The sequence below is a fragment of the Dethiosulfatibacter sp. genome (assembly GCF_983023055.1).
In genome coordinates this window covers 1-3,354 of the sequence record NZ_CEZJXU010000287.1, presented here as the reverse complement: position 1 = coordinate 3,354, position 3,354 = coordinate 1, and the positions used below count along the sequence as shown (strand labels likewise).

Here is a 3,354-nt window from a genome sequence, read left to right as displayed (position 1 = left end):
ATAAATTCAAAAATGTATTTATAGATTATCTATTCCTAATTATAGGAAATGCACTCTCAGCCTTTGCAATAACTGCAATTCTGAGACCAAACAACTTGATTACAGGTGGAATTACGGGAATCAGCATCCTTCTAGATAATGTGCTTAACATACCCTACACGGTATACTACTATGCATTGACCATATTAATATTGGTTCTTGCACTTGTAATACTTGGTAGGAAAAAAGTAGGAAAGATGATAGTGGTAAGCATAATATTTCCACCCATACTGATACTGTTTGAAAATCTCAATTTTGAACTGATACAAAACGACATGTTTCTGGCAGCCATTTTTTATGGCATAATTGGAGGTGCGGGATATGGGCTCATAGTCGCCAGGGGATTTTCCTTTGCAGGTACCGATGCCATATCCAGAATACTCCACAACAAGTTTTTTCCATTCATTGGCGTCAGTCAGATTATGCTCTTTGTTGATGTAGTGATCATTTCCACATCAATTATAAAATACGACACCAACACAGCCCTCTATGCAATAGTAACAATGTTTGTATTTGTAAGGACTCTTGAAACCGTCCTATACGGTTTCAGTTCCAAGAAAGTTAAGCTTGAAATAATCAGCGATATGGACGATGATATTGAAGAGTTTATAATGAATACAATAGGAAGAGGAATTTCAAAATATAATATAATAGGTGGATATTCAAATCAGAAAAAGACAAAGGTAGTATCCATATGTACTCCAAGGGAATCCCTTCTCATAAGAAATTTTGTTTCTGACCTTGATGAGCATGCCTTTATGGCTGTAATGCCTGTGACCTCAGTATGGGGTTCAGGACTTGGATTTGATCCATTGAAGGAAATCGAGTAGAAGACAGTTGATTACTTCAACTACCTCCTTCTTTCAAATTATGACAAACTCGAAACATAATCATTGACAATAATTATCACTGTGTTATAATCAATTAAATAGTTTTACATCAAATTCATATAGTTGAGTATTCATATTACATGAATTTAATACACTTGATTTTGAGTAAAACATCTATATTTAACTTTGGAGAAAATCATGAATAATCAATTAAATCTTACTAACTGCACATATTATTCTAACTATTATCTAGGCTATTGGTCTGGACAGTTTATCGTGCAATTAAATAAGATGTGATTGAATAATGAGAGATTCCAAAATTGTATAATTTCGAAATCTTAAGGACTCATTATGAGTCCTTTTTTTATTACCATTTTACAAACATAGTAATAAAGGACTCCATATAATGAAACCTTTATTGATATTCGGGAAACACAAGAAAGCAAAAACCCAAAATTTGAGGAGGATACAAATGATAGTAGTTTTTAAGAAAAATGCAAACTTAGCAGAAATAGAATTAATGAAAAAATCCCTGGTAGAGAAGGGCTTTCATATTCATGAATCACAGGGAGAAAACCATTATTTGATCGGCCTTGTTGGCGACACTACGGTTATTGATCCCGAGGTACTCAAAGCCCACCGAATAGTAGAGAAGGTTATATACGTTCAGGAACCATACAAAAAAGCAAACAGGAGATTCAATCCCCTTGATTTGATAGTGGATATCAGGGGACACAAAATTGGGGGAGGATTCTTTTCTGTTATAGCAGGACCATGCTCCGTTGAAAGCAGGGACCAGGTTCTTGAAATAGCAAACAGTGTAAAAGCTTCAAAAGCTGGATTTTTAAGAGGCGGCGCCTTTAAACCAAGAACTTCACCATACAGCTTCCAGGGAATGGGAAAGGAAGGTCTTGATATCCTAGTAGAAGCAAGAAAAGAAACCGGACTTCCAATAGTAACTGAAATAATGTCCATTAAACAGCTTGAAGAATACCACGACATGATTGATGTAGTTCAAATAGGCGCAAGAAACATGCAAAACTTCGACCTTCTTAAAGAAGCAGGTAAAATCAAAAAGCCTGTACTCATAAAAAGAGGTATGTCAGCTACAATCCAGGAGCTTCTCATGTCTGCCGAATACGTATTGGCAGGAGGAAACGACAATGTTATCCTCTGTGAAAGAGGAATCAGATCATTCCAGAAGGAAGTAAGAAATGTTCTTGACTTAAGTGCAATTCCAATCCTTAAAGCAAAAACACACCTTCCTGTAATAGTAGACCCTAGCCATGCTACAGGAAGCTGGCAACTGGTTGAGCCAATGGCAAAAGCCGCAGTTGCAGCCGGAGCCGACGGACTCATGATTGAGGTTCACAACGACCCTGACAATGCACTCTGCGATGGAGCACAATCTGTAAAGCCTGAAAAATTCGATGCAATTATGAAGAAACTTCAAAAATACATTGAACTAGAAGACAAAATACTGAACTAGGTGAAAATATGAATTTTAATGATAAAAATATTACAATAGTAGGACTAGGAATGGAAGGCGGTTCCTTCGCTATAGCCATAAAGGAATTCATAAATCCTAAGAACCTTTTTGCAATAGACATAGATGAAAACATACTCATAGCTGCTGAAAAACTTAATGTAATTTCTAAGGGATTTACAGATCCAGCTGATGTTCTGGGTGAATCCGACATCGTAATACTGTGCATATATCCAAGCCTTGTAATAGATTTCGTGAAGGAACACATGGAGAATTTCAAAAGCGGCTGCATCATAACAGATGTAGCCGGAGTTAAAAGACATATTGTCAACGAACTAAGTGGCATTGTAAGAGACGACATAGACTTTATACCGGGACATCCAATGGCTGGTAACGAATTCAGGGGATTTCTCTATGCCGACAAGAAGATATTTGAAGGTTGCAGCTATCTTTTAACCCCTACTGAGAAGAACAAAGAAGAAAACCTTGTGATTATTGAGACTCTCGTCAAGAGGATAGGTGCTTCTGTTGTTTTAAGAACAGACATCGACACCCATGACACAATGATAGCCTATGCAAGCCAACTGATTCATGTAATAGCATCGTCAATTGTCAACAGCGAATACTACTCTGATGACATTACTCTGTTCTCAGGTGGATCCTTCAAAAGTGCTACACGGGTGGCTAATATCAACCCCGACCTTTGGACAGATGCCTTTCTTGAAAACAAGGACAATCTCATCAAGCAGATAGATGCTTTCAGCAGTAATATCCAGATGCTAAAAGAAGCTTTAATTGAAAATGACGCAGACCTGATACATGGTTTTCTCAAGGAAAGCTTCACAAGATCTAACAAACATACTAATAAATTTAGATAAAAAGTGTTGACATACCCCTTGGGGGTATGTTACTCTTTTATAAAGATATAATCCGTTAATTTGAATATATCGATTTGACAATTGAAATGAAATATAGGTGGTGGTATAATGAGGAAAATTG

At 36.7% G+C, this 3,354-nt stretch carries 3 protein-coding genes; all 3 read left to right on the top strand.

Features of this window, described 5'->3' with window-relative positions:
• Positions 1–869, top strand: an 869-nt coding sequence (locus AC3AX0_RS09735) for a YitT family protein (RefSeq protein WP_487550096.1), incomplete at its 5' end; no start/stop codon positions are given.
• 472 nt (positions 870–1,341) lie between these two features.
• Positions 1,342–2,358 (top strand): 3-deoxy-7-phosphoheptulonate synthase, encoded by a 1,017-nt coding sequence (gene aroF, locus AC3AX0_RS09730; RefSeq protein ID WP_487550095.1) that lies wholly within the window; start codon positions 1,342–1,344, stop codon positions 2,356–2,358.
• 8 nt (positions 2,359–2,366) lie between these two features.
• The gene (locus tag AC3AX0_RS09725; protein ID WP_487550094.1) at positions 2,367–3,233 is read left to right on the top strand and encodes a prephenate dehydrogenase; all 867 of its coding nucleotides are present in this window, start codon (positions 2,367–2,369) and stop codon (positions 3,231–3,233) included.
• Positions 3,234–3,354: the final 121 nt, after the last annotated feature.

Coding starts and splice junctions, on each gene's coding strand:
- aroF (WP_487550095.1), top strand. CDS start 1,342: ATGATAGTAGTTTTTAAGAAAAATGCAAACTTAGCAGAAATAGAATTA.
- AC3AX0_RS09725 (WP_487550094.1), top strand. CDS start 2,367: ATGAATTTTAATGATAAAAATATTACAATAGTAGGACTAGGAATGGAA.